General features: G+C 48.2%; 16 protein-coding genes. 7 read left to right on the plus strand and 9 right to left on the minus strand.

All coding sequences use genetic code 11. From position 1 onward, the window contains the following. Nucleotides 1–150: 150 nt before the first annotated feature. Together MHI01_RS05635 and MHI01_RS05640 are read right to left on the minus strand one after the other, a co-directional pair. Nucleotides 151–1,842: a DUF11 domain-containing protein gene (locus tag MHI01_RS05635; protein WP_340982730.1), complete on the minus strand. Its 1,692-nt coding sequence runs from the start codon at nucleotides 1,840–1,842 to the stop codon at nucleotides 151–153. Continuing rightward, on the minus strand, nucleotides 1,839–8,549 hold the full coding sequence (locus MHI01_RS05640) for a DUF7507 domain-containing protein (protein WP_340982731.1): 6,711 nt from the start codon (nucleotides 8,547–8,549) through the stop codon (nucleotides 1,839–1,841). Before MHI01_RS05640 ends, MHI01_RS05635 begins: the two co-directional genes overlap by 4 nt. Before the next feature lie 232 nt (nucleotides 8,550–8,781). Here MHI01_RS05640 and MHI01_RS05645 point away from each other — a divergent pair, with 232 nt between their 5' ends. Beyond that, nucleotides 8,782–9,921 carry a GGDEF domain-containing protein gene (locus tag MHI01_RS05645; protein ID WP_282321673.1) on the plus strand — a complete coding sequence of 380 codons (1,140 nt, stop codon included), beginning with the start codon at nucleotides 8,782–8,784 and terminating at the stop codon, nucleotides 9,919–9,921. A gap of 103 nt (nucleotides 9,922–10,024) precedes the next feature. Here MHI01_RS05645 and MHI01_RS05650 read toward each other — a convergent pair whose 3' ends face one another. Further along, nucleotides 10,025–10,546: a hypothetical protein gene (locus MHI01_RS05650; RefSeq protein WP_036608711.1), complete on the minus strand. Its 522-nt coding sequence runs from the start codon at nucleotides 10,544–10,546 to the stop codon at nucleotides 10,025–10,027. Nucleotides 10,547–10,617: 71 nt separating this feature from the next. Further along, entirely contained in the window at nucleotides 10,618–12,270 is a 1,653-nt protein-coding gene (locus MHI01_RS05655) for a sensor domain-containing diguanylate cyclase (protein WP_340982732.1), read from the minus strand. A 449-nt stretch (nucleotides 12,271–12,719) separates the two neighbouring features. Between MHI01_RS05655 and MHI01_RS05660 the strand changes: the two genes are divergently transcribed. From MHI01_RS05660 to mnhG, 6 genes are read left to right on the plus strand one after another with little or no spacing between them, the layout of a single operon-like run. Next, nucleotides 12,720–15,674: a Na+/H+ antiporter subunit A gene (locus MHI01_RS05660; protein ID WP_282322184.1), complete on the plus strand. Its 2,955-nt coding sequence runs from the start codon at nucleotides 12,720–12,722 to the stop codon at nucleotides 15,672–15,674. A 1-nt stretch (nucleotide 15,675) separates the two neighbouring features. Continuing rightward, nucleotides 15,676–16,014, plus strand: a complete 339-nt coding sequence (locus MHI01_RS05665; protein ID WP_036608715.1) for a Na(+)/H(+) antiporter subunit C — start codon at nucleotides 15,676–15,678, stop codon at nucleotides 16,012–16,014. Then, nucleotides 16,007–17,485 carry a Na+/H+ antiporter subunit D gene (locus MHI01_RS05670; RefSeq protein WP_047842678.1) on the plus strand — a complete coding sequence of 493 codons (1,479 nt, stop codon included), beginning with the start codon at nucleotides 16,007–16,009 and terminating at the stop codon, nucleotides 17,483–17,485. The genes MHI01_RS05665 and MHI01_RS05670 overlap by 8 nt, the downstream gene beginning before the upstream one ends. Before the next feature lie 6 nt (nucleotides 17,486–17,491). After that, a complete protein-coding gene (locus tag MHI01_RS05675) occupies nucleotides 17,492–17,968 on the plus strand; it encodes a Na+/H+ antiporter subunit E (protein ID WP_036608718.1) in 477 nt (158 codons plus the stop codon). Then, nucleotides 17,968–18,252 (plus strand): Na(+)/H(+) antiporter subunit F1, encoded by a 285-nt coding sequence (locus MHI01_RS05680; RefSeq protein ID WP_017688855.1) that lies wholly within the window; start codon nucleotides 17,968–17,970, stop codon nucleotides 18,250–18,252. Before MHI01_RS05675 ends, MHI01_RS05680 begins: the two co-directional genes overlap by 1 nt. After that, entirely contained in the window at nucleotides 18,236–18,628 is a 393-nt protein-coding gene (mnhG, locus tag MHI01_RS05685) for a monovalent cation/H(+) antiporter subunit G (RefSeq protein WP_017688856.1), read from the plus strand. The genes MHI01_RS05680 and mnhG overlap by 17 nt, the downstream gene beginning before the upstream one ends. Nucleotides 18,629–18,766: 138 nt before the next feature. Here the strand turns inward: mnhG and MHI01_RS05690 are convergent, their stop codons facing one another. The 5 genes from MHI01_RS05690 to MHI01_RS05710 form a co-directional block, all read right to left on the minus strand. Next, nucleotides 18,767–19,939, minus strand: a complete 1,173-nt coding sequence (locus tag MHI01_RS05690) for a rhamnogalacturonan acetylesterase (RefSeq protein WP_143781413.1) — start codon at nucleotides 19,937–19,939, stop codon at nucleotides 18,767–18,769. 51 nt (nucleotides 19,940–19,990) lie between these two features. After that, entirely contained in the window at nucleotides 19,991–21,010 is a 1,020-nt protein-coding gene (locus MHI01_RS05695; RefSeq protein ID WP_076327838.1) for a dienelactone hydrolase family protein, read from the minus strand. A 190-nt stretch (nucleotides 21,011–21,200) separates the two neighbouring features. Next, a complete protein-coding gene (locus MHI01_RS05700; RefSeq protein WP_076327837.1) occupies nucleotides 21,201–23,447 on the minus strand; it encodes an MMPL family transporter in 2,247 nt (748 codons plus the stop codon). Nucleotides 23,448–23,561: 114 nt separating this feature from the next. After that, a complete protein-coding gene (locus MHI01_RS05705) occupies nucleotides 23,562–24,716 on the minus strand; it encodes a type III polyketide synthase (RefSeq protein WP_282321679.1) in 1,155 nt (384 codons plus the stop codon). A gap of 233 nt (nucleotides 24,717–24,949) precedes the next feature. Next, nucleotides 24,950–25,570, minus strand: a complete 621-nt coding sequence (locus tag MHI01_RS05710; protein ID WP_282321680.1) for a flavin reductase family protein — start codon at nucleotides 25,568–25,570, stop codon at nucleotides 24,950–24,952. Between the last annotated feature and the right edge of the window lie 42 nt (nucleotides 25,571–25,612).

A 25,612-nucleotide genomic window follows, 5' to 3' on the forward strand; every position in this document is an offset into this window, starting at 1 on the left:
GGCTGCCTCCTCTACTCCGACGTCCCGATTCCACGGGTTGATTGCCGAGTTCATATTCAATTAGTATACCATTCATTTACGTTCGTGTAATCTCATGGCAACCAGAATGAGCAAATTCCTCAGGCAAGTTACCGTTAACCGTGATACCTCCTATTCTTCTCTATACTCCACAATGATGCTGTACTCATTCGATCGGGTTTCGCCAGCCCGTTTTTGTCCATTCCATTCATACGTGTACTTGGCAATCAAGTCTCCTTGCAGCGTCCCCACCTTCTCAGAAGCTAACTTCGCTACATACGAGATGTTCTTTTCCGTTCCAGGCTCAATCACGCCCACATGCAGAACCCGTGGTGTGGAATACTCTGATATGCTCAATTGGAGCTCACCCGTAGCTTGACCAAGCCATCTGGCACCCTCAGGTAAAATGCTCCCAAGTTGTACACGTGCCGGCAAATTACCCGTATTCCCCACACGTACCTGAAAAGTGACGGTACCTCCCTGCTCGACCAATGTGGGTGTCACTTGAACATAAGCCTGAATTATCGGCGCTTTCAATTCGACCACAGCTTCATTGGATGTAATCATCCGCTGCACTGACCGTGAATCTGGCAATCGAAATGTATACATCAGGCTAGCATGATTCACATACCTGTAGTCATCAGGCATCGATTCATCTCGATCTGGAAGTTTCGCTTCGAACTGAATATTCAGAACCGACCGGGCTGTCAACGTCCCCAGATTAAGCCCTTTAGCCAGATTGGTTCCGGGACGTTTAACCCCATTCCAGCGCAGGCTGCCTTCGACAAATGTCACACCTGTGGGCAGTCCATCCAGGAGAGTTCCATCCACCGCATAACTGCTTGCATTGGAGACGGTAATATTATATTGGACGACATCGCCTAATGTGGCCGTTACCGGGAGCACACTTTTCACCACAGAGACCTGGGGCTGTATCACTTCCAGGGTAACCTGATTGGAGTAGACCATCTCCTGCTGTCCTGCCGAGATATATGACAGTACAGCTACACTTGATATTCCGTTTGCATCGCTTCCCCCCGTAACCTGAACCCGATATTGTATCCTAATTGAGCTTCCGGGTAAAATCTCTCCAAGTTGTATGCCCGTATCAGGCGTTACTTGTGGCGCAAACATTTCATCTACGATGACACTCGCAGGTATAAAAACAATACCCTGTGGCAAAGAAATCGTTACTTGGGCATTGGTGGCTGCAATAAAACCCGGATTGCTCACGATGACGGTGTACATGACAATATCCCCTGAGAAGGTATAGATGTGATCCGCCTGAAAGGAGATCTCCAGCCGGGATGAGACCAGATTGACCTCCACGATATTGGATTGTTCCATACCTGTAACCGTCCTGCCTTCCGGTGTCAAAAACTCATAGTTAACCTGTGCCTGATTCAGCAGCTTCAGTGTCTCAGGTAAACGCAAGATTACAACTTGGAAGTGGTATCGCAACGTGGCTCCGGGCGCGATTTCAGCTGGAGGCAATCCTCTCTCCGGTGATGCTCCCGGTAACGGAATACCATCACGCAGTACACTGTTGGGAAGCAGTGCCGTCTCTGCAGATAGCTGATCCAATAGGTACACTAGGGCCGTAAGATTTCCGGTGTTAACAATTTCAACACGGTAGATAAGAGACTGCCCCAAGGCAGCCTCCGTGACATTGCAGACTTTTCTGACTTCAAGCCTGGGGCCGATCCACGGTGTTACAACCGTATTCGAATAGGATACCTGTTCCAGTTCAGTCGCACCCGAGCTGAATCGAACCAGGGACTGATTCTTTAGCCAGTGGGACAACGGACCGGAAGATTGGCTCATATCACCACAACCTCTACTCTGAATGTAACCGTAACGGAAGCACCCGCAGCAATCGAACCAAGCGTGATGCCTGTATTCGGATTCCCTGTTGGTCTTGGCACACCATCCACCGTAACACTTCCTGGCACAAATACTGTACCGACAGGTACCGGGTCAACCATGACCACATTATTAACCACTTCAATGCCGCTATTGGTTACTACAACCGTATAGGTGATTACATCACCAACAACAGCATCAATGGCACTTGTACTTTTGGCAACAACAACATTTGGTGCAGATACCGGGATAACCAGAACATTCGAAGATACGGTCCCCGTCAACAGACGGCCATCGGGTGGACTAAATGTATAGTTGGCCACCGCCTGGTTAACCAGTTGCTGATCCTGTGGCAACGTATCTACAGTCACTTCGAGGGTTACCGTTACAATAACCGTACCTCCGGACGGTATGGTACCCACAACGATACCCGTCTCTGGATTGGCACCTGGCTGTGGAACACCATCAATCAGAACACTGTTGGGAAGCAGTACGGCTCCATTCGGTATATTGTCCGTTAATGTCAAACTTGCATCAAGATTTCCGCTATTGTTAATGGCAAAAGAATAGGTGATGGTGTCACCAATCGTTGCATTGGAGGTGCTCCCTGTTTTGGTTACGGCAATAATCGGCTGATAGATTGGTGTTACAACCGTATTGGAATACGCTGCTCCCGAGAAAACACCCGATGTGAAACTTACGGAAGACTGACTGCTCACTTGTGGTGGTGTTGGAAGCGTATTGACCCGAACTGCATACGATACCGTTATCGATGCTCCAGGGGCTAAACTACCAAGGGCTATGCCCAGCGCCGGGTTTGCCGAGGCCCGTGGAACGCCATCTACCAGGACGCTGCCAGCAACAAATGTTACGGCCGGACTGATGGGATCGGTTAACACAATATTGTTTACAGGGTCAATTCCTTCATTGGTCACAACCATTTCATACACAATCGTGTCGCCTACCACGGCATCAACTACCGAAGCCGTCTTAACTACACTGACGTTCGGAGCAGATACTTGAATGTTGAGTGCGTTGGACGTAATCGTGCCTCCAAGTGTTCTTCCATCAGGTAATGTATACGAAAATGTCGCAGAAGCCTGATTGGTAATGGACTGGCTCAAAGGTAACGTCACAATCACAACGGAGAAGGTAACTAGAGTTGTTGTGGAAACGACACCAAGCGGAATACCCGAAGCTGGATCTGCACCTGGTGCAGAAGCCCCGTTAATAATAACGCTATTTGGAACAAACTCTGTTCCTGCCGGAATGGTATCCGTTAACGTGACAGATGCCCCATAGTTCCCGGTATTGGAAATGGCGATGCTGTACACAACGGTATCCCCTACCGTTGCTATCGTCTGATCTCCCGTTTTCACTGCAGCCAGAATAGGTTGAAAGACCGGAGTTGTAACCGTATTGGAGAATGTGGTCGCTGAGAAAGCCCCTGATGTAAAGCTGACCGTGGACTGATTGTTTAACACTGCACTTGCCGGGAGCGCCGTAACCTGCACACTAAATACAACGGTTACCGTAACGCCAGGTGCGATGGAACCAAGCGTTATTCCCGTAGAAGGATTGGCACCAGGGCGCAGAACACCATCGACAAACACGCCGGTTGGCGCAAGAACGGTACTTGTCGGCACTGCATCCGTGAAAACCACATTGTTGACCGTTGCAATTCCGTTATTGGTTACAGCGATGCTATACGTTACGATATCACCAACTGATACCGCCGTTGAAGTTGTGGATTTGACCACATCGACATCTGGTGCCGATACGGTAATGGTCAACACATTGGATAGAACAGACTCCGTGATGTTCCGCCCATCCGGCAATGTATATGATAGAGCTACCGAAGCCTGATTCACCAGTTGTTGCGGACTTGGCAGCGTATCAACAACTACTGAAAAGGTAATGGTGGTCGTAGCTCCGGGAGCCACATTACCTGCGGGGATGCCCGTTGCTGGATTTCCTGCTGGCAGCGGTTGACCGTTCACAATAACGCTATTTGGAACAAGGATGGTTCCGGCTGGAAGGTTATCTGTCAGGTTAATCTGGGCTCCATAGTTTCCCTGATTGCTCACGGTTATCGTGTAGCTGACCGTATCCCCAACGGTAGCATTTTGTGTACTGGCTGTTTTTTGTGCTGAAAGAATAGGCTGGTACACCGGAGTGACCACGGTATTTGAAAAGGTTGTGCTTGAGAATGTACCTGAGGTAAAACTGACCGTAGAGCGATTGCTCAACTGATCACTTGGCGGGATCGCGTCGATACGGATACTGAATGTGACCGTCGCGGACGTTCCGGGCCCCAATGTACCAAGGGGTACCCCACCTGCCGGATTGGCTCCGGGTTGCGCAACCCCATTCACTGTGACACTCCCTGTAACAAAAGAGGCTCCAGCTGGAATCGGGTCTGAAAACTGAATATTGTTCACCGGTGCAATTCCGCTGTTGGTCACCAGAATGGAATAGGTCACCGTATCGCCTACCGTAGCCGCAGTGGAAGCTGTGCTTTTGACAACAGCGACGTTTGGTGACGAGACCGGGAACGTGAGTGTATTCGAAGTGGCTGAGCCAGTCAACGTCCGCCCATCTGGAGGTGTAAATGTAAAGGATGATGTAGCAAAATTGCTAAGCTGCTGTGGGGATGGAAGTGAATCCACAACAACGGCAAACGTGACAACAGCCGTCGCCCCTGCTGCTACAATGCCTACCGGAATACCTGTTCCTGGTGTTACTCCCGGCTCTGGCACACCGGATACAACCACACTGTTGGGTACAAAAGTAGTCGCAGAAGGAATGTTGTCTGTGAGAGTAACATTTGCTTCCAGATTGCCAGCATTGCTGACCGTCACCGTGTATACAACCGTATCACCTACAGTTGCATTTACGGTATTTGCTGTTTTGACAAGTGAAATCTGCGGTTGTATGACCGGAGTCTGAGTGGTATTGGACGATGATGACCCTGAAAATGAACCGGATGTGAAGCTGACCGTCGACTGATTGTTAATCTGCGAAGGAATCGGCATGGTAATCGTCACCTCAAAAGTTACGGTAACCTCGGCTCCTGGAGCCAACGTACCGATTGGAATGCCGGCGGTCGGATTGGAGAGCGGGAACGAAGTCCCGTTCACAATGACACTTCCGGGTACAAATGGGGTATTCGAAGGAAGAGGATTGACATATACCACATTATTAACGGCTACTGTGCCGTTATTACGAATAACAGATGTGTATCGAATGACATCTCCGACTACGCCGTACTCTACATTGTCACTGTTGACAATCGTAACATTGGGCAGAGACACTGGAATAGTGATGGTGTTTGATGACGAGAGACCGGCAATCGTTCTCCCACTTGGGAGTGTGTAGGCAAATGAAGCAACCGCCTGATTAATTAACTGCCTTGCATCTGGCAAACTGGTAACCGTCGCAACAAAGGTGACCGTTGCACCTGAGCCCGCAGCAATCTCTCCTAGACTGATACCCGACTCCGGGCTGACTCCAGGTGTAGGTACACCATTAATAATGACACTATTTGTGCTGAATACTGCTCCTGCTGGAATGGGATCTGTCAAGGTAACCGTTGCAGCTATGTTACCTGTATTGTTAATTTGGATGGTGTAATTAAACGTATCGCCTACAGTCAAACTTGTTGTACTTGCTGACTTCACCACTTGGATCACTGGCAGAAATATGGGGGTATTTACTGATATAGAAGAAGAAACACCGTTAAAACTGCCTGATGTAAATGCTGCATTGGCCTGGTTACTAACCAAACCCGTAGATGGAACGGAATTCACTCGGGTCTGATAGGTCACAGTTACACTGCTTGAGCTATTCAATGAACCCACTGCGATTCCCGCAACGGGGCTTGCACTGGGAACAGCAGATCCATTAATCGCGACACTACCCGGGACAAATTCAGAGCCGGATGGTGCATCCGAAATCACCAGATTTTGTACTGCACTAATTCCTGCGTTTGTTGCAACAACGGTATACGTAAGCACATCTCCAACTGTAGCATCTGGTGTGTTTACTGTTTTACTAAGAGAAATATTGGGAGCCGATGCAGATATACGAACGATATTGGATAAGCTACTGCCTGAGAGATTCCTTCCACTTGGAAGCTGGTACGTATAACTTGCTGTCCCTTGATTCTCCAGTGTCGGGGGATTCGGAAGTGTGGTGAGTGTAGCGCGAAACACCACCGTAGCCGCAACTCCCGGCAGGAGGCTGCCCAGTGTTATTCCGGTTAATGGGCTTGTTCCAGGACGTGCAGTACCATTCACAGTTACCGAATTCGGGACAAACGTCAGCCCCGCTGGAATCGTATCCGTCACATTCACTTGAGTCGCTATATTCCCACTGTTCGTGACCACAAGTGTGTATGCAATCTGATCCCCCAGTGTCGCATTGGTTTGGCTTGCTGACTTGTTGATACCAACAACAGCTTGGTATACAGGGGTTGTAATGGAATTGGAGTTGGAAATGCCCGTGAACGAACCAGAGCTATAGGACACTACCGCTCGATTGACTAACGAACCTGAAGCAGGCAGAGACTGCACATTCAACTGAAACGTCACCGTCGCAGAACTTCCGGCCGCCAATGTCCCAATAGAGATACCACTGCTCGGATTCGCAGACGGTACGACAGTTCCCCTTACGATTGCACTGCCGGGAACAAAAGTTATTCCAGCAGGGAGCGCATCTGTAAGTACCACATTGTTAATCACCTGAATACCGCTGTTGGTAGTAACTACGGTGTACGTGAAGGTCTCCCCGACAGCAACATCGGTAACGGATGCTGATTTTACCGTGGTCACATTGGGCAATGTTACCGGGATCGTTAAGGTATTCGAGGCGATGTTTCCCGTGATCGTCCGACCATCAGGTGAATTGAAGGAATAAGAAGCTGTCGCCTGATCCACAAGAGTCGGCGGTGTCGGCAAGCTTGTTACAAGTACCTGAAAAGTCACGGTATTGGCACTTCCTGCCGCGAGGCTCCCCAGATTAACGCCGGTAACCGGATTGGCGCCAGCAATCACATTTCCATTCAGACGAAAGCTGCCTGCTACATATGAGCTACCACTTGGAATGTTATCCCTCAATGTAACGTTGGCAGCAACATTCCCTCCGTTGTTCACTTGCAGTGTATAGGTTACCAGGTCACCCACCGTGGCATTGGTGGTACTCGCCGATTTCACAATGGACAGGTTTGGCGAATAAACCGTAAGGGTGGAGTTATTGGACGGAATAACTCCGGTAATGACCGGCCCCCCTGCTACACTTTGAAATGTAAAGGCTGCATTGGCCGAATTCACCAGTTGCAGGATGCTTGCATCCTGACCGATGAGTGCTCGATAGGTTACAACAACACTGCTGGATAAAGTTAACGAACCCAGCGGAATGCCTGCCGTCACATCAAGTGTTGGACGGGATACACCTGCAACCGTGACACTGCCTGGAATAAAGGTAAGACCTGCAGGAAGTGAATCTGATAAAACAACACTGGCCGCACTCGCAGTGCCTGCATTGGTAACGGTGACCGAATATAGAATACTATCCCCGGCAACTGCACCGGCGGCGACCGTTGCCTTAGCCAATGTGATTTTGGGTGCATTAATATCAACTTGAATTGCATTGGCGTTGACAATGTAGGCATCCCCCGAGGTCGTTAATGTCAACACCGCAGATGACTGGTTATTGATCAGTCTTGCTGAAACATCCACATTGGTAATATCCCAGCCTTGACGTCCACCGATAATATTTGTACCTGGAGCTCCGTTGATCTGATTTCGTGTCCCAAACGTTCCTGTTGTATTAAGCGCTCCGGTATCTCCGTTAATCTGAGAAGCAAAAAAGTTCGCAGCTAGATTATTGGGCCCGGACAAAGCAACCGATGTAGCTGAGGTTGGCCCGAATAATGCCTGGTCACCGGTCCGGTTTGCGTCGCCCTCCTGCGCACTGAACAGTATTCTTCCTCCCAATACACCGGAAAGGGGCGTTGCAAATCCAGTCAGTGTGGTAACAACAGGTGGTGAAGTGGATTGAACGAGTACGCCGCCTGCACGCAAAGACATGTTGCGAAAAGGCAGATTGGGATTCTGATAAATGACTCCAAGTGTCCACCCCGCATGATTGGCCGTGGAATCATTTGTAATAACTATAGTCCCTACCACTGCACCGGTGATATATGTACCTGCTCCCCCATTTTGTACAAGTGTGGTTACGTTGGCGGAACGTACATAGCCAGCAGCACCGCCCCCCAGATCGAATTGATTGTAGGTAAGTGGATCAGGGGTAACACTGGAAGTCCCTGCGGGTGTAATAAACGTAACCGGATTGTTAATGGCAGCACTCAGATTGACTGTACCATTGATGTAACTGCCGCCCCAGATCAATTCTGCATACAGAACGGTACTTCCAGCAGGTAGTGTAAGAATGGCTGCTGAACTGTTGCTCTGATACAGGCTTGTCGTTCCCAGTGGATAGGTGCCGTACTGGAGGCTGGTGTTGGTTGTGATAAAACCTCCAATACTGTCCTGTGTTCCGGGTACTCCCGCTGTTTCCGAACGACTCAGTCCAAGCGTATTTCCTGTAAATGTAATTGCTCCCGTAGCATTAACGGTTGAACGAACGACAAGAGGAATGAAGATCACCTCCCCTTCATCAATGATTTCCTACATATGGAACGGAGCCATGTATATAGTCTATGAGTGTATTGTTGAGTTTTGTTTGTCCTCCATAAAAAGTTTGTGACAACTCGAAACTTATGTGAGTCTTGTTCTCACATAACAGTTAAATACATTTGCGTTTTGTTCATTGTGATTTATAATTATCATATACGAGAGTAATTCTGTCGTACCATTATGATGCAGTCAGCGGTGATATATGAAAGGTTTCCATACGCACAATAGTCACATTCCAACAGAGTACGAGTTCAAACATTCCAAATGGATTAAAAAAATGCTTCATGCCTACTGGGTTGTTACGATTGCACATTTCGCCATTCAGATTGGCTGTTTCCTGTTTCTGGAGTACGATCGCACACCTACAGATTTCTTGATGAATGTCCTCTTCTGGCCTACGGCCGTCAGCAGTTCATGCATTTTGTTCGCAAGTTGGGTTGATCGGCGCTTCAGTTCATATTCCTTTTACACCATGTCTATAGCCAGCACGGTTATCGCCTGGACGATTATTCATGTCAATTATGACATTCGGATTATATTAGCAATCTGTCTGTTGCCCATCTTTGCTTCGGTGCTGTTCTTCAGTAAAAAAAGAGTCTGGATTGTCTTTCTGATGCAGATGACTGGTTACTTTCTGGTTTTGTTCGATCCAGCCTACCGGTTGTACTTGTCTTCATTTGACATGGTATCCATTCCTGCTTTTCTAATCCTAGGTACATATGTAGCACAGGTTATCGTAACCAGCGGCGTTGAGGTGCTCGATGATCTTCAGGCCAGCATGCTTGCCAAGCAGGACCTTATTGTGCGAAATGCCATTATGACCAAACAGTCCAAAACAGACGGTTTAACCAACCTTTATAATCAAAGCTCATTCAAGGATTATTATGAAAAAGCATTTGAATATGCCAACAGTGGCATGAGTCTGCATCTAGCCCTGATCGATATTGATGACTTCAAATCCATTAATGATACGTATGGTCATCGGGTTGGAGACATTATTCTAGAGAAAGTGTCTCTGATCATTCAGGAAACCATTACCTCAAGTGATATTGCAGCACGGTACGGGGGCGAAGAATTCGCCTTATTGATGTTTGAGCAATCTTTCAAGCAGGCTTATGCCTTGGTGGAACAGATTCGCCAAAAGATTGCCCTGATGGGCCATCTGGAACTTGAAGGAGCTTCCATCACGGTGAGTATCGGTCTCAAAAGCTACAGCCCTAATCTAACCAAAGACAAATTGTTCGAGGAAGTGGATGCCTGTCTGTATGCCGCCAAACGAACAGGTAAAAATAAAACCGTAACATCACTTGATCTGACTTCGTCCTTGGCAGAGAAAATATAACTAAAAAAGTTGTGCTGTACACCCGAATTCCGGTTTGTACAACACAACTTTTTTTGGGTCTGAATACGATCAGCACGCCAATCTTCTTCATACATCTATGTTTTCATTCCGCCCATTCCCAGCGATGGCGATTTTGCTCCAGCATCGGATGCAGGTATTCGGACGATCCATCAATGATGAGACGCAGCTCTTTGATCCAATCCTTGAAGGAATCAAATGAAGCAAACATATTTGCCATCTCTATCGTCAAATACAGAAAGTGAGGGGCTGGATATTCCGCAGTGATATGGCGCAGCGCGCTATCCACAGGTGTATATTTCTTTCTCTTGCCCTCAAGCCCCTCCACACGTATCCGTGAAGTTGGATGTTCTCTCCGCCAATCATGCAGGCGGTCTTCTCTTTTGTAATATGCCTGTATCGAATCCTTGCTCATTCGTTTAAACGTGCTCTCGTGTAAAGGATACAACACAAGCTGTATGAATGAACGGGTATCTACCGTTGCAGCGGCGCGCTCGAGTTGCTCATCAGTCACATGTTCAAACGAGTCATAAAAAGTCAATGTGCCTTTGCGGCTGGCCGCAGGTGGCTCATAACCATAAGGTACAGATGTATATTTTCCAGACATTTCACCCCTCCTTGTTTATACGCACATTCGCACAAAGGTGATTGGGATAACCCAGCTCATGTTATTATACGCTAACGATCCTGCTTCAACTCGGAATAAAATGTCATTCTGTTCTTGCCTGCACGTTTGGACTCATACAAAGCTTCGTCCGCCATCCGAATAATCTCACTTGGGTTGTCGCTGTTGGTAGGATATTCGGCTCCTCCAATGCTACATCCAATTCGAATTCGCTCGTAATCGATAATAAACGGCTTGTTCAAGCTTTGAATGATGGCTTCTGCATAAGCCATGGCTTCTTCCCTCGGATGACTTCCAACAGACTGAAGTACAATCAGGAATTCATCTCCGCCCAATCGGACTGTTATCCCCTTCACCTGACCAAGAGCAGACAGTCGCTGGGCCACTTTCTGTAACAGCACATCTCCAGTCTGATGTCCAAGTGTATCGTTGACCCGTTTGAATCCATCGAGATCCAGATAGAGAAAAGTCAGCGTGTGATTTTCACTTTCGGTCTCCAGAGACTCCTCCAGATACACTTCAAGGGCAGTGCGATTTGGCAGTCTAGTCAACTGATCAAAATGCGCCAGATTCTGCATCACGACCAGCTCTGAGTTTTTATTCATAAGAGAGGTCAGCATATCCCGAAGCGAACGGGACAACACTTCAATCTCCTTAATCCCCTTAATCGCAGGAATCTCAAGCTCTTCCCCTGCACGCAGTCGATTGGCTACTCTGGTAAGACGCACAAGTGGGGCAGAGATCAGACGTGAGACAACCCAGCCAATCAGTGCAAACAGTACGGTAACGGCGAGTCCAGACCACACATTAAACCACATCAGGTCAAACACAGACGCAAAAGCAGATGACTTGACTTGACGAATGACTACGGTCCAGCCTAATCCGGGATAATCCAGATGACCCTGGCTGTAGGCAAACCCTGTCACATATTCATTACCATCAGGCCACTTTTCAATGGACCAACTGCTTTTGTTGAGCTGGGCCTCTTCGATGCCAGGCAATACCAACGGTTTACCGACCCATTCCTTCGGCCCCAGCAACACTGTATGTTCCTTTTTGCTTACGATAAAAAACTCAATGTCTTTTTCTTCCCTTTTCAATGGGGCAAGTACGGATTCCTCAACTTCCTTCGCCCATTCCCAGCTTAAATGTGCAGCGAGCACACCTTGAATCATTCCTTTGCTATCCTTCAGCGGGAAACTGATATCGACAAATTGCAACGGCTCTCCCGTTGGATTCGGAAGCAGCTTGGCAAGAAGTACTGCATTATGCACATCTCCAATGAATTTACCCTTGACTCCCTCCTGATACACAGGTCGCTCTGATAAATTTTCCCCAAGCAAGATACCATCCGTAGCAGCTAACACTTTTCCCTTCGGGTCCATGAATCCAACCCATGAGAATGAGGGAAAGCTATCTTGTAACTGATCCAGCAGCATCTGAATCTCATCAGGTTGGAATTCATCTTCCAACGAAGCCATTCGGCCCAGCAGGTCCAGTTCACCTGCGCGAGCCGACATGAATCGATCCAGCTTGTCCGAAGCCTGTGAGGCCGCGCCTGTAAGAGAGTGACCAATCTCAGTCTCTACAGCAACAAATGACTTTTGGCTAAAAATAGACCCAATCGTCAGGGTAACCAGCAAGGATAACACAGCAAAGATGACTGTAAGCACAGTTCTAATTTTGAATGACATTACTTCCTCCATTACACGGTGAAACCATCTTGCTTCTCAACATAACTATGCTGTAAAGAGTACACGGAATGTCACCTCGGACGTGTCTCAAAACTCGCTGAAGTGCATCTTTTACCGCCTTTTCGCCCCCTGCTGCGTCACTTTCCCTTGACGTGCCCCGGCACGCCTGCGGAAAACTTCCTGGCTTGGAACGAAAATTCGGCAAAATCTGCTTCTTCGGAGTTTCAGACACGCCCTAATCGTTTTCATATTTATCGGAACTTGTGTGTTTTTTTATTATACATGCCCATACAATATTATACTGAAATCTTCACCGTGTTTCTTCCATTCAAAGAATAGACACGATTCTGTATATACATACTTGGGTTATGAATATAGAGAGCAAGCATATCCTTCAAAGGATCATGCGCCTGTATGTCACAGAGAGAGTAATCGAAATACTAAACATTGGGGGTGTTATGTTGAGCCTGCTTCATGTTGCTGTTATTCTGCCTTTTGCCGCTGGCATTCTTCTTGCCATGCTGCATCGTTTCTTCCGTAAATTACATTTGGGATGGCCGGTTCTCCTTGTCCCGGCACTATTATTTGTATACTTTGCGAGTCTCATACCCGCTGTGTCACAGCGCAATACCGTATCCGGAAATATCCCATGGATTCCTTCACTGGACATTGGATTTAATCTGTATCTGGACGGTCTGAGCCTCATGTTGACACTGCTAATCACCGGAATCGGTGTCCTCGTTGTTCTCTACTCCATCTTCTACATGGATATGAAAGAAGCGCTGAACCGTTTCTACCTGTATCTGTTGATGTTCATGGGAGCCATGTTGGGCGTGGTGCTGTCTGATAATATGATCGTGCTCTACGGATTCTGGGAATTGACCAGTATTACGTCATTCCTGTTGATTGCATTCCATTACAAACGTAAAGCCTCGACTTCAGGAGCACAAAAATCATTCCTGATTACGGTATTTGGCGGTTTCGCCATGCTTACCGGATTCATGATGATGTATCTCATTACCGGAACATTCAGTATTCGTGCAACCATTACAGGATTGGGTCAGTTTCAGGAAAGTGCACTATTTCTACCCGCACTTATCTTGATCCTGATTGGAGCTTTCACCAAGTCAGCTCAGTTCCCGTTCCATATCTGGTTGCCGGATGCCATGGAAGCTCCGACACCTGTGAGTGCCTATCTTCACTCAGCCACCATGGTCAAGGCCGGACTGTACGTTGTAGCACGGTTTACACCAATCTTCGGTGGACAGGGACTCTGGTTCTGGCTCGTTACCGGCGTTGGTCTTCTGACTTTGTGTTATGGATCATTCCTGGCGGTGAAAAAAAACGATCTCAAAGCGATTCTTGCCTATTCGACCATCTCTCAACTTGGTCTGATCATGTCCCTCTTAGGGGTTGGATCTGCTGCTCTCTACTTCGGATATGGCGAATCCTCTGCGATGTATACTGTTGCAATAACCGCTGCGCTGCTTCACCTGTTTAATCATGCAACCTTCAAGGCCGCTCTGTTCATGGTCGTAGGGATTGTTGATCATGAAACGGGTACACGTGACATACGGAAGCTCGGTGGACTTGCTTCATTCATGCCAATCACATTCACCGTGGCATTGATCGGCTCACTTGCCATGGCGGGTATCCCGCCCTTCAACGGATTCCTGAGCAAGGAGTTATTCTTCCAAGCGATGGTGGAAGTCACGCATCTACGAATCTTTGGACTTGGGTCCTGGAGTGTTCTATTGCCGGTATTCGCTTGGCTTGCAAGTGTGTTTACCCTGATCTATGCGCTTATTATCGTGTTCAAAACATTCCTCGGTCGTAGCCAAAGCGAGATCCCTGCCGAGAAGCTGCACGAAGCGCCCGCTGGCATGCTCATTCCGCCTGTTGTTCTAGGTGTTCTTGTCGTTGTATTCGGACTCTTCCCGAATCTGCTGGCCGGATCACTGATTGAACCGGCAATGGCCGCTGTGCTTCCATCCCTCTTGAATGGGAATGAGCGCTTCGATGTACATTTCTCCCTGTGGCATGGATGGACTCCGGAACTAATCATGACAATCGGAGTTGTAATTCTCGGAATCACTCTCTACAAGCTATTGCCACGATGGAGGAATATTTATGAGCATTATCCACAAGGATTAACAATTAACAATATGTACCATGTTGTGCTGGATAATCTTCAGCATTATGCACGCAAATGGACGGAAGCCTATATGAATGGCTCGGTTCGTAATTATCTCGTTTACATTTTCTCATTCACGGTCGCGTTGCTGGTCTATGCCTTCTTCCGTTCAGGAGAAAATATTAGCTGGAATCTGCAGGGCAATGCACCTTTCTCATTTTATGAGGTGGTACTGCTAGTCACGCTCATCGGTGCTGCAGTTTCGATTCCTTTTGCCAAGAACAGACTGTCAGCAGTCATTATGACCGGAGCGGTTGGTTACCTCGTAACCCTACTGTTTGTACTCTTCCGGGCGCCAGATCTGGCGTTGACACAGATGATTGTTGAGACGGTATCTGTTGCACTGTTCCTGCTCTGCTTCTACCATCTGCCTGAGCTTCAACGTGGCAAATCAAGCCGCAGTTATCTCACGGTAAATATGATCGTAGCGATTGCAGTCGGGATCGTGATGACTTTTGTTGCATTGGCCGCAAGCGGAACAGCCTCACTGGACAGCATTTCTACTTTCTTCCTTCAGGAAGCCTATGACTCAGCTGGTGGTAAAAATGTCGTGAACGTGTTGCTGGTAGATTTCCGTGGCTTCGATACATTATTGGAGATTATGGTGCTTGGCGTTGCTTCGTTATCTATCTACTCCATGATTAATCTGAACCTCGAAGCAAAAGATCTTGGAGCCCGCTTGAAGTTCCGTAAGAAGGACGAGAGTCAGGATTCCGAACCTGCTCTAGATGATGAAGCGGACAATACGAAAAAGTATGGTAACCGGGAACGCAGCTCATCCTCGTGGGATACTGTCCCTTTGCAGAGTAATGATGTATTGCTGCAAACGACCACCAAGGTTGTTGTGTTCATCATACTGACGTTTGCCATGCACCTCTTCTTTGCAGGTCACCACAATCCGGGCGGAGGTTTCATCGGCGGCTTGGTCACAGCGGCAGCGCTCGTATTGATTGCCCTGGCATTCAGTACAGATACGATACGCAAAGCGTTACCGGTTGACTTCCGTATGCTAACAGGAATCGGATTGGGTATAGCTTTACTCACGGGTGCGGGTTCATTTATATTTGGAGTCCCGTTCCTAAGTCAAACCTTCGGCTATTTCGAACTTCCTTTGCTGGGAGAGACAGAACTCGCCACGGCCATGCTGTTTGATCTTGGCGTGTATCTCGCTGTCCTGGGTGTCACCATGACCATCATTCTACAGATCGGGGAGGATCGCTGATATGGAAATATTGATGTGTGTAGCCGTTGGCATTCTGTTTGCGGTTGCCGTCTTTTTAATCTTGTCGCGGAGCCTGCTCCGTATCGTACTCGGCATGTCCATACTAACCCATGGCGTGCATCTGCTCTTGATCACCATGTCACGTCTCAAAACTGGGGCACCACCGCTGCTTGGGGAGATGGCTGAACGTTATGTCGATCCTCTTCCTCAGGCTTTGATACTAACTTCGATTGTTATCAATTTTGGACTCACTGCGTTCTTCTTTGTTCTCTCCTATCGTTCTTATCTGAAGCTGAGAACAGACGATATGGAAGAAGTAAGGGGGCGCCCATATGAATAATCTCGTCGTTCTGCCGATTCTCTTGCCTTTGATTACAGGTGTTCTGGCTCTGCTATTCTTCCGAAAAATAAATATCCAGCGGATCATTAGTGTCATTGGACTTTTGTTTACAGCAGCGGTCTCAACGATACTCATTACGCGGGTAGCTCAGACTGGAGTTCTAACGCTTAATATGGGTGGATGGGCACCTCCCTATGGTATTGTGCTTGTTGCGGACATGGTATCGGCGCTACTTGTCGTTGCCGCTTCCATCATTGCACTGGCGTGTCTGCTGTATGCGTTCCGCAGTGTGAACAAGGAGCGGGAAGAGCACCACTTCTATCCGTTCTTTCATTTTCTGATCGCGGGCGTTAACGGTTCATTCCTAACCGGAGATCTGTTCAATTTGTTTGTCAGCTTTGAACTGATGCTCATCTCTTCCTATGCACTGATCGTATTGGGAGGTACGGAAAGACAGCTTCGGGAAACGATCAAATATGTCTTGATTAACATCGTTTCTTCAGCTCTTTTTGTCGCTTCCATCGGCTTCCTCTACTCCATAACTGGCACACTGAACATGGCAGATTTGTCCGTCAAAATTGCTGAAGTGGGACAGAGCGGAGTCATTACCTTAATTGCTGTTCTCTTTCTGATCGTATTTAGCATCAAGGCCGGACTGTTCCTGTTCTTCTGGTTGTCGGGCTCTTATGCGGCACCACCTGCTGTTGTCACTGCATTGTTCGCAGGATTGCTTACAAAGGTTGGCTTGTACGCGATTGTGCGAACATTCACACTGATCTTCTATCATGATCCTGATTTCTTCCATGCACTAATCGGATGGATGGCTGGAGCAACGATGGTCCTGGGTGTCATCGGTGCGATCTCATACCGCGATGTAAACAAGATTCTCATCTACAACGTGGTCGCAGGTGTAGGGTTTGTCGCTTTTGGTATGGCTGCGGCCAGTCGCCCTGCACTGGAAGGTCTGCTCTTCTATATGCTGCATGATATGTTGATCAAAACATTGCTCTTCCTGCTCGGCGGTGCCTTGATCGCTGTTGCCGGAACATCCAAACTTGATAACATGGGCGGGCTAATCCATCGCTATCCGCTGCTAGGCTGGATGTTCTTCATTAGTGCACTTGCCTTGGCAGGTTTGCCGCCATTTAGTGGATTTCCGGGGAAGTTGCTTCTCTTTGAAGGAGGCTTGCAGGCAGGCTTGTATGGTCTTACCGGCATTGCGGTGCTTTCGAGCTTGTTGATGTTATATTCGGTACTTCGTATCTTCATACAAGCGTTCTGGGGCGAACCGCCTGCCGGGGTTACAAGACGCCCTTACGCGGTGAACGGCCTTCTGATTCCTGCCGGAATTCTGTTTGTATTCATCATCGTAATGGGTGTGGGGGCTGAAGGCATGTTCCAATTGACCTCCCGCGCAGGCGATATTCTACTGCATCCCAATATTTATATTGATGCCGTATTGAAGGAGTAGATGTCTATGGCCTTTCAGATTGTACTGAATCTTATCATTGCTTTTGTATGGATGTTTCTAAACAACGCCTGGAATGGTGTTGGTTTTCTCATAGGTTACCTGCTCGGACTGCTTCTCATCGGGGGGATGCGCAGATTCTTCCCCCAGCGCTTCTATATTGTGCGAGTCTGGGCCATCTTCAAACTGATTACTCTGCTATTCAAGGAACTGGTGCGAGCCAGCATTGAGGTTATACGCCAGATTATCAAGCCCAAGTTAGATATAAGGCCCGGTATTTTTACGTATAAAACTCAATTGTCCTCGGATTGGGAAGTTACTCTGCTCTGCTTACTCATCTCATTGACACCAGGTTCTCTGCCGCTTGAGATCTCGGGTAATCAACGCAAACTGTTTATTCACGCACTGGATATCAAGGATGAACAGAAAATGAGAGATGATATCCAAAATACATTCGAAAAAGCAATTATGGAGGTGACGCGTTAATGTTATCCTCACTGTTGTTCATCTCATTGCTCATTCTCTCCTTAGCCATTCTGGGTTGCTTGTACAGGGTGCTTCGGGGACCATCCATGGCTGACCGGATCACGGCACTGGATACCATCGGTATCAATGTGATTGCCATCGTTGCCGTTCTGTCGATGATGCTGCAAACTCAAGCCTATCTGGATATTATCTTGCTGATTGGCATTTTGGCTTTTCTAAGTACAGTGGCATTTGCACGTTATATTGAACGGGGGGCGGTATTCAAAAATGATGGAGATCGTTAAAGTAGCCGCTGAAACAGCTATAGGTCTACTCGTACTGCTCGGTGCACTACTCAGTGCACTCAGTGCATTCGGACTTATTCGTCTGCCTGATGTATATCTACGTGCCCATGCCGCAACCAAAAGTATGACACTTGGAGTGTTCTGTGTATTAAGCGCTACATTTTTCTACTTCTGGTATTTCGATAACTATATCAGTGCCCGCTTGTTGTTAGGTATCCTGTTTGTATTCATCACGGCTCCGGTCGCCGGACATCTGAACGGACGGGCCGCCTATCGCACAGATGTACCGCTGTGGGAGCAGAGCGTGCAAGATGAACTGGAACCCTTGTTAAAAGGAAAAAAAGTGAACCATGAAGCCAAGGATATGATGGAGTAATCCCCAGCCTAGGCATAACAAATACCCCGAGGATCAGCCGCCCGTTTCGCGGGTTGTTCCCGGGGGTATTTTTTTGTTTTGCATAAACGGATCATATCAAGCACTGATTATGCAGACTGATTAAGTAGCATAGCATAGTCAGAATCCATTCAGTCCCTGTCTTCTCAGGTCCGCAGCCACAATACGTGCAAGCTCCGCAGCCCCTTGACGATTCGGATGCAGACTATCCCCTGTCATATACAGAGCAAGTGTTGCTGCTGGACCAATGGACGTGAAATAAGCAGAACTTAACTTATTCAGTTCAACCAGGGTGACTCCCTCTTCCTGAGCGAGTGCACGGGTTGATTGATTGTACCAGCGGTTCTCCGCTTGATGCACATTGGCTGTATTAAAATCTGTTGCCCGGCCCTGAGGCGTGGAGAGGATAACCGTTGCTCCTTTGTTCTTCGCCTTACGTACCATATCCCGCATAATCTCCTTGAACTGTGCCTCCGTTGTATTATTCTTGGCATTGGTATCGTTAATTCCGAATTGCAAAATAAAATAATCTCCCGGCTTGATATACTTCAGAATCGCTTCCATCTGACCATCATCGCGGAAACCTCTCGCAAATTGACCACTTGCCGCCATATTTCGAACCTGGAAGGTGGCATTGTTCACATAGGACGGAAACAACTGTCCCCAACCTCCTTGTACACTGCTACCTAGCGGATAGTAATTGCAAACTGTTGAGTCACCACCAATGTAGATCGTGCGGTTGGTAACGGTTTGATTGGATAACTTCCGGATTTCAAGTGCACTAAGTGTGAAGGCGGTGCCTGTCTTTCCTTCTGTAACCAGCAGGTTTAATTGCCCGTCAGTCACCGGAATTTGAAACTGGTCCGTTGCCCCGTTGCCTGTCATATTAATGATCTGGTAGACACCTTCTGCAGCCACACTCGCTCTGGCAGTATTGCCCAGGACCACTTTAACTTCATATAGGCCATTGGACAGATTCACATTGAAGGTATTGGTGCTCTTGGTGCCGTAAGTCAGAAACTGCACAGCGTCACTCTTAACCCCGCTTCCTGAGGCAGACACATTCCTCATCTGTGCAGGTGTGTTGAAGCCATAACCTTTCGTAGGCGTATAAGCATCTCCTGCGGACACGCCTGTGTAACCGCTCTCAACACCACCCGAACCAAAATCAAATCTGTAATTGTCCGTTGCCGCTTCGGCGACTTGCCCTCCACTGCTTCCCAAACCGATGCCCGTTGTACTTGCAAACAGAACAAAACAGAGCAGAAGCTTTACCGATATTGACCATTTCATCACTGAATTCTCCTCTCGAATCAGAATTATATTAGTTGAAGATCCACAGCTTCACAGAACTTGATCAAGCCAGTCATAAGCCTTCGCTCCGCTAATCTCATGTCCACCGGTAAAGAAATCCGCATCCAGTGATTCTGCTGCTCCCGCCTGCTCATATATGTGTGTCAAACGGGCATACGCCTCTCTCGCTGCATGGATTGGGAACACCTGATCATCACTTCCAGCTTCAATAAAAAGTGGCCTAGGCACAATCAGGCCGATGAGATCCGGCAACTCCGCTTCACGCAGGATACCTGGCACATAGTTGTCGAGACAATGGTTCCGATCCAATATGCTACCCTGGAATGTATTTGCATAACCGCTTACCACAGTTGCACTGAACCGTTCATCCAACGCGGCTGTAAATGCGGTCACCAGCCCACCGCCCGAGATACCCATGCTTCCAATTCGCTCCAAATCCACTTCTGGCCGAGTCGATACATAATCCAATACACGTGTTGTTTCATACACCCTATGACCGGCGAGGGTCTTCCCCACCATGAGCAGATGCGCAGCAATCTTCGTACAGGAGCTTACCCCTGGTGGCGCATCGCGGTCCTCTTCCAGTCTTCGATCACCAAATCCGAGCAACTCTGGAGCCGCAACCACATAACCACGCTTCACAAGAGCTACTGCAAAGTCCTTGTGTAATCCGGGCTCGCCTGTCCGTAGTGACCCATCCGGTTCCATACCCGATATCTCTCGGCTACCGTAGCCATGCCCATGACAAGCAACGATAGCAGGTCTCTTGTTTTCGGTAATGCTTCCATCACCCGGAATTAATAAATACACTGGCATGCGAAGTCCTGCATAGGTCGTGATTTCAATCCGATCCCGAATATATCCGTCACATGTAATGCGCTCCAGTAAGACAGGATTCAGTGCGGCCGCCATCGTGGGAAAACCTCCCAGCCGTTCTTTCACACGTGTACGTAACTGACTGCGCCATAACTCCAGGGGTTGATCTGCATGATACGCGGAACGACCACGAAGATTCGTTTGTTGTTGTAGATAGGCTTCAATATCAGACATGGGCCTGTGTCCCTCCTGTTTTTAGTAGGATAACGTAGATAAAAGACTGTTATATGGAATTAATCCCATCCATTATAGAACATCCATGTCACCCATGAATTGAACATGTTTGCCTGTTTTGAATAAAACACACGCTTTCTAGCCAAAAAAAGGATATCTCCAACCTGAAGACAGGTTACGGAAATACCCTTCATTTCATCTGACCTGGCAGCCACCAGTTCCACCTGCCCATTAATTTCATCAATGCAGGTACCAGTATTAGACGGATTAATGTAACGTCAATCAACACCGCTGCCGTGATTCCGATCCCTAACTGCCTCACACCTGCGACTTCAGCAAAAGCAAACGGCACAGTCACCGCAAGCAGAATGGCCGCTGCGGAGGTGACCAGACGACCTGTAGAAGCCAATCCCTGTTGGACAGCCACATCACTGTCTCCGGTTCGTCTATACACTTCCTGAATACGGCTCAGCATAAACACACCATAATCCATGGATATGCCAAACACCAATCCTGCAATGAATACAGGAATCATAATGGCAATGGCTGACGGCTCCATACCTAGATGTCCTTCATTGAACACCCACACCAATATGCCAAATGAAGCGGCTAAGCTGAGCAGATTCATCAGAATTGCCTTAATTGGAATGAGCATCGATCGGAATGCCGCCAGTAACACAAGATAATTGGTGACCACTACAAATACCAGCACTTTGGGCAGTTGACTTGTGACTTCCTGCATTATTTCATACTGCTTGGCAGCTTCCCCACCATAACGTAGTTTTACGTTGTTGGAACCTGGTGTATGATCGCTATTCCTCATTCGTTCCAGCCAGTCTGCGACCTGCTCCGACCCGGGCTCCCCGTACACGTTGGCTATTAAGCGTATGGAATGATCAGAGACCGTTGAACGTAGCCATGCCGTCCTTATTGACTCCTTGCCTTCTATGGAAGGAGTCAATAAGGACGGTGGAATTTGAAAAAGGCTCTGCGAGCCATTTTGATTCGGCTGTAATAGGCCCCATGGTGAAACAATGCTCAATACGCCCGAGTCCTGCAGTAATTGACGGGCTTTGTTGTGGGCCAAATGCCAGTGAGAGGCAGTCAACAGTTCCTGCTGTCCGCCAATCACGATCTCGATGGCGGAGGTATTCTTTCGCCCCAAATCATGTTGCAACTGCTCTGCTGCCTGGCGGGACTCCATTCTCTCTGGCAGTGAAGAGGCATCCGGGACGGACAGTTCCAGCCGTGTCACTGGATAAACACACAGGAGCAGCACAACCGTACCTCCAATGGCCATACTGACTGGGCGTTTCATGACCATTGCAGACCATCTATGCCAGACCGAGCTTCTGGGTAACGAATGGACTAACTTTCGCCTGAAGACCCGACCCGCAGACAGTGACAGCAGAGCTGGCAGCAGCGTAACATTTAACAGTAGCGATAGGAGCAGAACAATAATGGCCCCCAAGGAGACACTCAGAAACATCGGCAGTCTGATCCAGAGCAGACCCAGTAGCCCAAGGAGCACGCAAGCTGCCGAGAACAACACCGCTCTGCCTGCTGTACGTAATGTTCGCTGAAGAATCTCGCTCCGAAGAACCTCGCTCTGCATATCCAGACTGCTTCCTGTAAAGTTAACTTCGCCTTCATCTTCATAGGCCCGCTGAACTTCTTCCCTGTACCTGCTCAGGATGATCAGGGCAAAGTCTATACTCAGTGCCATGCCCACCATGGGAATCACATTAATGATAAAGTTGGACAATTCCAGATTATAACCAAGGAGTGACGTGACTCCCATCGCAGTAATCACAGCACTGATCCCCATCATGACAGCAATCAACGCGGCATATAGCCCCCTGAATGCAAAACACAAAACGATCAGGGCAATCGGTAGGCCCACCATCTCTGCCCGTTCCAGATCACGAAAGCTCAGATGATTGACATCCTGCTGCACGACTGCCTTCCCCGTCAATTGCACCGTACCTGGACCGTCTGTTGCCAGCACGGCGCGCAACTGCTCCAGTAGGGGACCCATCTGATGCGCGGGCACATCCATTTTCACAAGGGCATATGCCCTTTGGTCTTGCAGCGTCACTCTTTCGCTAACATCCAGAGGGGATGTGATAGAGGTTACCGCAGGCAACACTTGAACCTGTGTCAAACGATCCTTGATCCACTGCCGGAACTGTAACGGCGAGGTATTTTCCTTTTTCTCAAACACCAGAATAACCGGATCAGCAGGAGATCCAAATTCGTCCTCCAGAACAGCTTCAACTGCTTGCGCATCCCCGTGAACCCGTTTTAATCCGTGATCCTGAACAATGTTAGGTAACTTCCATGCCCAGACCGCTGACATCCCGATGATAAATACCCAGCAGAGAATAATGAACCGCGGATATCGGCTGATGAAGGCAGCAAGTCTGCGATAACCCATACCTAAGCTCCTCTGCGATCAGATTAGTCATTCGATTACATTCATCGGTAAGGGTAAGATCATAAGCACATTCATACACTTGCGGTGTATATCTCCTTCACTCGGGTTCGCGAACTATTGGATGCCATGATTCACAGGCGTTCTGTTCGCTATGGCGGCAGGGATGTATGTAAAAGGAAGTAACTCTGCTGTCAGTCCCGGGCCAAAGGCCAGCGCTATCCCACTGGAATGCTCTTCCTTCTGTCTGTAATCCTCGCGGATGGCTTGAAGAACAAAAAGAATCGTCACGGACGACAGGTTACCATAATCCCGCAGGATGTTTCGGCTGTAGGAGACCTGCTCATCTGTCAACTGATACAGCTTCTGAACGGCATCCACGATGCCTCTGCCTCCCGGATGGATCGCCCATATTTCCGGTAAACCGCTCCCCTCCAGCAACCGTTCTATCTCTGGACCGAGATGCAAACCAAGCAGCTTCGGAATCTGTGGTGACAGGTAGAGATCAAAGCCTGTATTGCCGACTTCCCAGATCATTTCTTCTGCACAATCCGGGAGCAGCGTTGAGTGCCCTCGGCCTAGTCGAAAACATTCATTGCGGTCTGTACCGGACGCGCCAATAACACAGGCAGAGGCGCCGTCTCCGAAGAATGATGCGGCATACAGGTCGTCCCGTTTGGCAGATGGCTGAAAGTGAAGTGTACATAGTTCCACACACACGATGAGAACCGTAGCCTTCTGATCTGTCGTTACAATGGAATTCGCCAGTTGGATCGCCTTCAGACCGGCTGCACATCCTTGAAACACCAGTGGAATCCGGTTGATCTGCGGTGACAGTTCAAGCTGTTGGATCAGCCGAACATCAAGTCCGGGCAGGAATTGCCCCGTGCAACTCACCGTAATGAGATGTGTAATTTCCGAGGAGGTTACGTCTGCATCCTGAATGGCCTGTCCGGCCGCCTCGAGACCAAGTGGAACAGCAACAGCTTTGTATTTGCCCATACGCTCGGATGTAGTCGGAACCTCGTCCGCATTGGTAAAGGGTAAATATCGGCAAGAATCAACAGGCTCAAGCAGATTCGGTTCACACGTATACCGAGTCTCCACACCGCACTGATTAAAGATTCGTTTGGCCCACCTTCTCGCATCCGGCTCATGTTCCAGCGCTTGCGCGAGACGGGCAGACACATCCTTTTGCTCAATACGGTGGGCAGGCCACGCCGTTCCTATTCCCATAATACTTGCCCCAGTAGTTGCCTCAAGCTGGTTCATCGGCTTAACCCCCTTATAGTACGTGTTCAAAAGTAGGCTTTTTAAACAACCTATATATAAAATAGGTTCATATGACATGTGTGCAGGATATAGTACAAGTCTATTCACTACCTGTCCTGTTTATGTTCATATTAACAAGCAAAGGCGGACAACTTATGCGAGTTTCGCACGTGCTGTCCGCCTTTGATACCGGATTAAACCCGTTCCTATATTACATATTCGATCTGTCAGAACTATTCAGGCCGAATTATCGTGAATCTCTCCCCAAGCTTGGCATAATCATTACCTGCCAGTCGACTTACTGGTTTCAAATGGTCCATCAGGATATAGCCCTTGTCCGGATTGTAGACTTGTTCACTGAAATGATACTGTACAATGCGTACCAGCAGCAGGTCACTCACTGGTTTGCCCTCATCATTCGTGATCGGAATGTGTTGATACAGCTCACACTCCATCCGAATGAGTGCTTCCTGAATTCCTGGCACAGCAACCTTGGTACTTGGCACTGTAGTCAGTTTTGTCCGCTCAAGCTCACTTTCGTGGGGTTCCAGTATGGCTGCTGTCTCATTCACTTCTGTTATGATTGCTTCATCACAGATATGCACGACCAGTTCTTGATGAGTAAGCACATTACGTGCAGTATCTTTCATGATACCGTCTTTACGTGCAATAGATATGGATAACAGCGGTGGGTCCGAACTAACCACATTAAAGAAACTAAAAGGCGCTGCATTAATTACACCATTCTTATCTGAAAGTGTCGTCACAAAAGCAATTGGACGTGGCACCACCGAACCACTCATCAGTTTATAGTTGTCTCTCCCCGTTATTTCACGTGGATCCAATGTATACATATGTAAATATCCCCTTCCATGCTCGTGAAGCAAATGACAACT

The sequence above is a fragment of the Paenibacillus sp. FSL M7-0656 genome (genome assembly GCF_038003225.1).
Classification (GTDB): Bacteria; Bacillota; Bacilli; order Paenibacillales; family Paenibacillaceae; genus Paenibacillus; species Paenibacillus amylolyticus.

What these genes read in the sequence shown, in the direction of transcription:
- MHI01_RS05680 (WP_017688855.1), top strand. Translation starts at nt 17,968, where the DNA reads ATGTTATCCTCACTGTTGTTCATCTCATTGCTCATTCTCTCCTTAGCC.
- mnhG (WP_017688856.1), top strand. Translation starts at nt 18,236, where the DNA reads ATGATGGAGATCGTTAAAGTAGCCGCTGAAACAGCTATAGGTCTACTC.
- MHI01_RS05675 (WP_036608718.1), top strand. Translation starts at nt 17,492, where the DNA reads ATGGCCTTTCAGATTGTACTGAATCTTATCATTGCTTTTGTATGGATG.
- MHI01_RS05695 (WP_076327838.1), bottom strand. Translation starts at nt 21,010, where the DNA reads ATGTCTGATATTGAAGCCTATCTACAACAACAAACGAATCTTCGTGGT.
- MHI01_RS05705 (WP_282321679.1), bottom strand. Translation starts at nt 24,716, where the DNA reads ATGAACCAGCTTGAGGCAACTACTGGGGCAAGTATTATGGGAATAGGA.
- MHI01_RS05665 (WP_036608715.1), top strand. Translation starts at nt 15,676, where the DNA reads ATGGAAATATTGATGTGTGTAGCCGTTGGCATTCTGTTTGCGGTTGCC.
- MHI01_RS05710 (WP_282321680.1), bottom strand. Translation starts at nt 25,570, where the DNA reads ATGTATACATTGGATCCACGTGAAATAACGGGGAGAGACAACTATAAA.
- MHI01_RS05690 (WP_143781413.1), bottom strand. Translation starts at nt 19,939, where the DNA reads ATGAAATGGTCAATATCGGTAAAGCTTCTGCTCTGTTTTGTTCTGTTT.
- MHI01_RS05635 (WP_340982730.1), bottom strand. Translation starts at nt 1,842, where the DNA reads ATGAGCCAATCTTCCGGTCCGTTGTCCCACTGGCTAAAGAATCAGTCC.
- MHI01_RS05645 (WP_282321673.1), top strand. Translation starts at nt 8,782, where the DNA reads ATGAAAGGTTTCCATACGCACAATAGTCACATTCCAACAGAGTACGAG.
- MHI01_RS05655 (WP_340982732.1), bottom strand. Translation starts at nt 12,270, where the DNA reads ATGGAGGAAGTAATGTCATTCAAAATTAGAACTGTGCTTACAGTCATC.
- MHI01_RS05700 (WP_076327837.1), bottom strand. Translation starts at nt 23,447, where the DNA reads ATGGGTTATCGCAGACTTGCTGCCTTCATCAGCCGATATCCGCGGTTC.
- MHI01_RS05650 (WP_036608711.1), bottom strand. Translation starts at nt 10,546, where the DNA reads ATGTCTGGAAAATATACATCTGTACCTTATGGTTATGAGCCACCTGCG.
- MHI01_RS05670 (WP_047842678.1), top strand. Translation starts at nt 16,007, where the DNA reads ATGAATAATCTCGTCGTTCTGCCGATTCTCTTGCCTTTGATTACAGGT.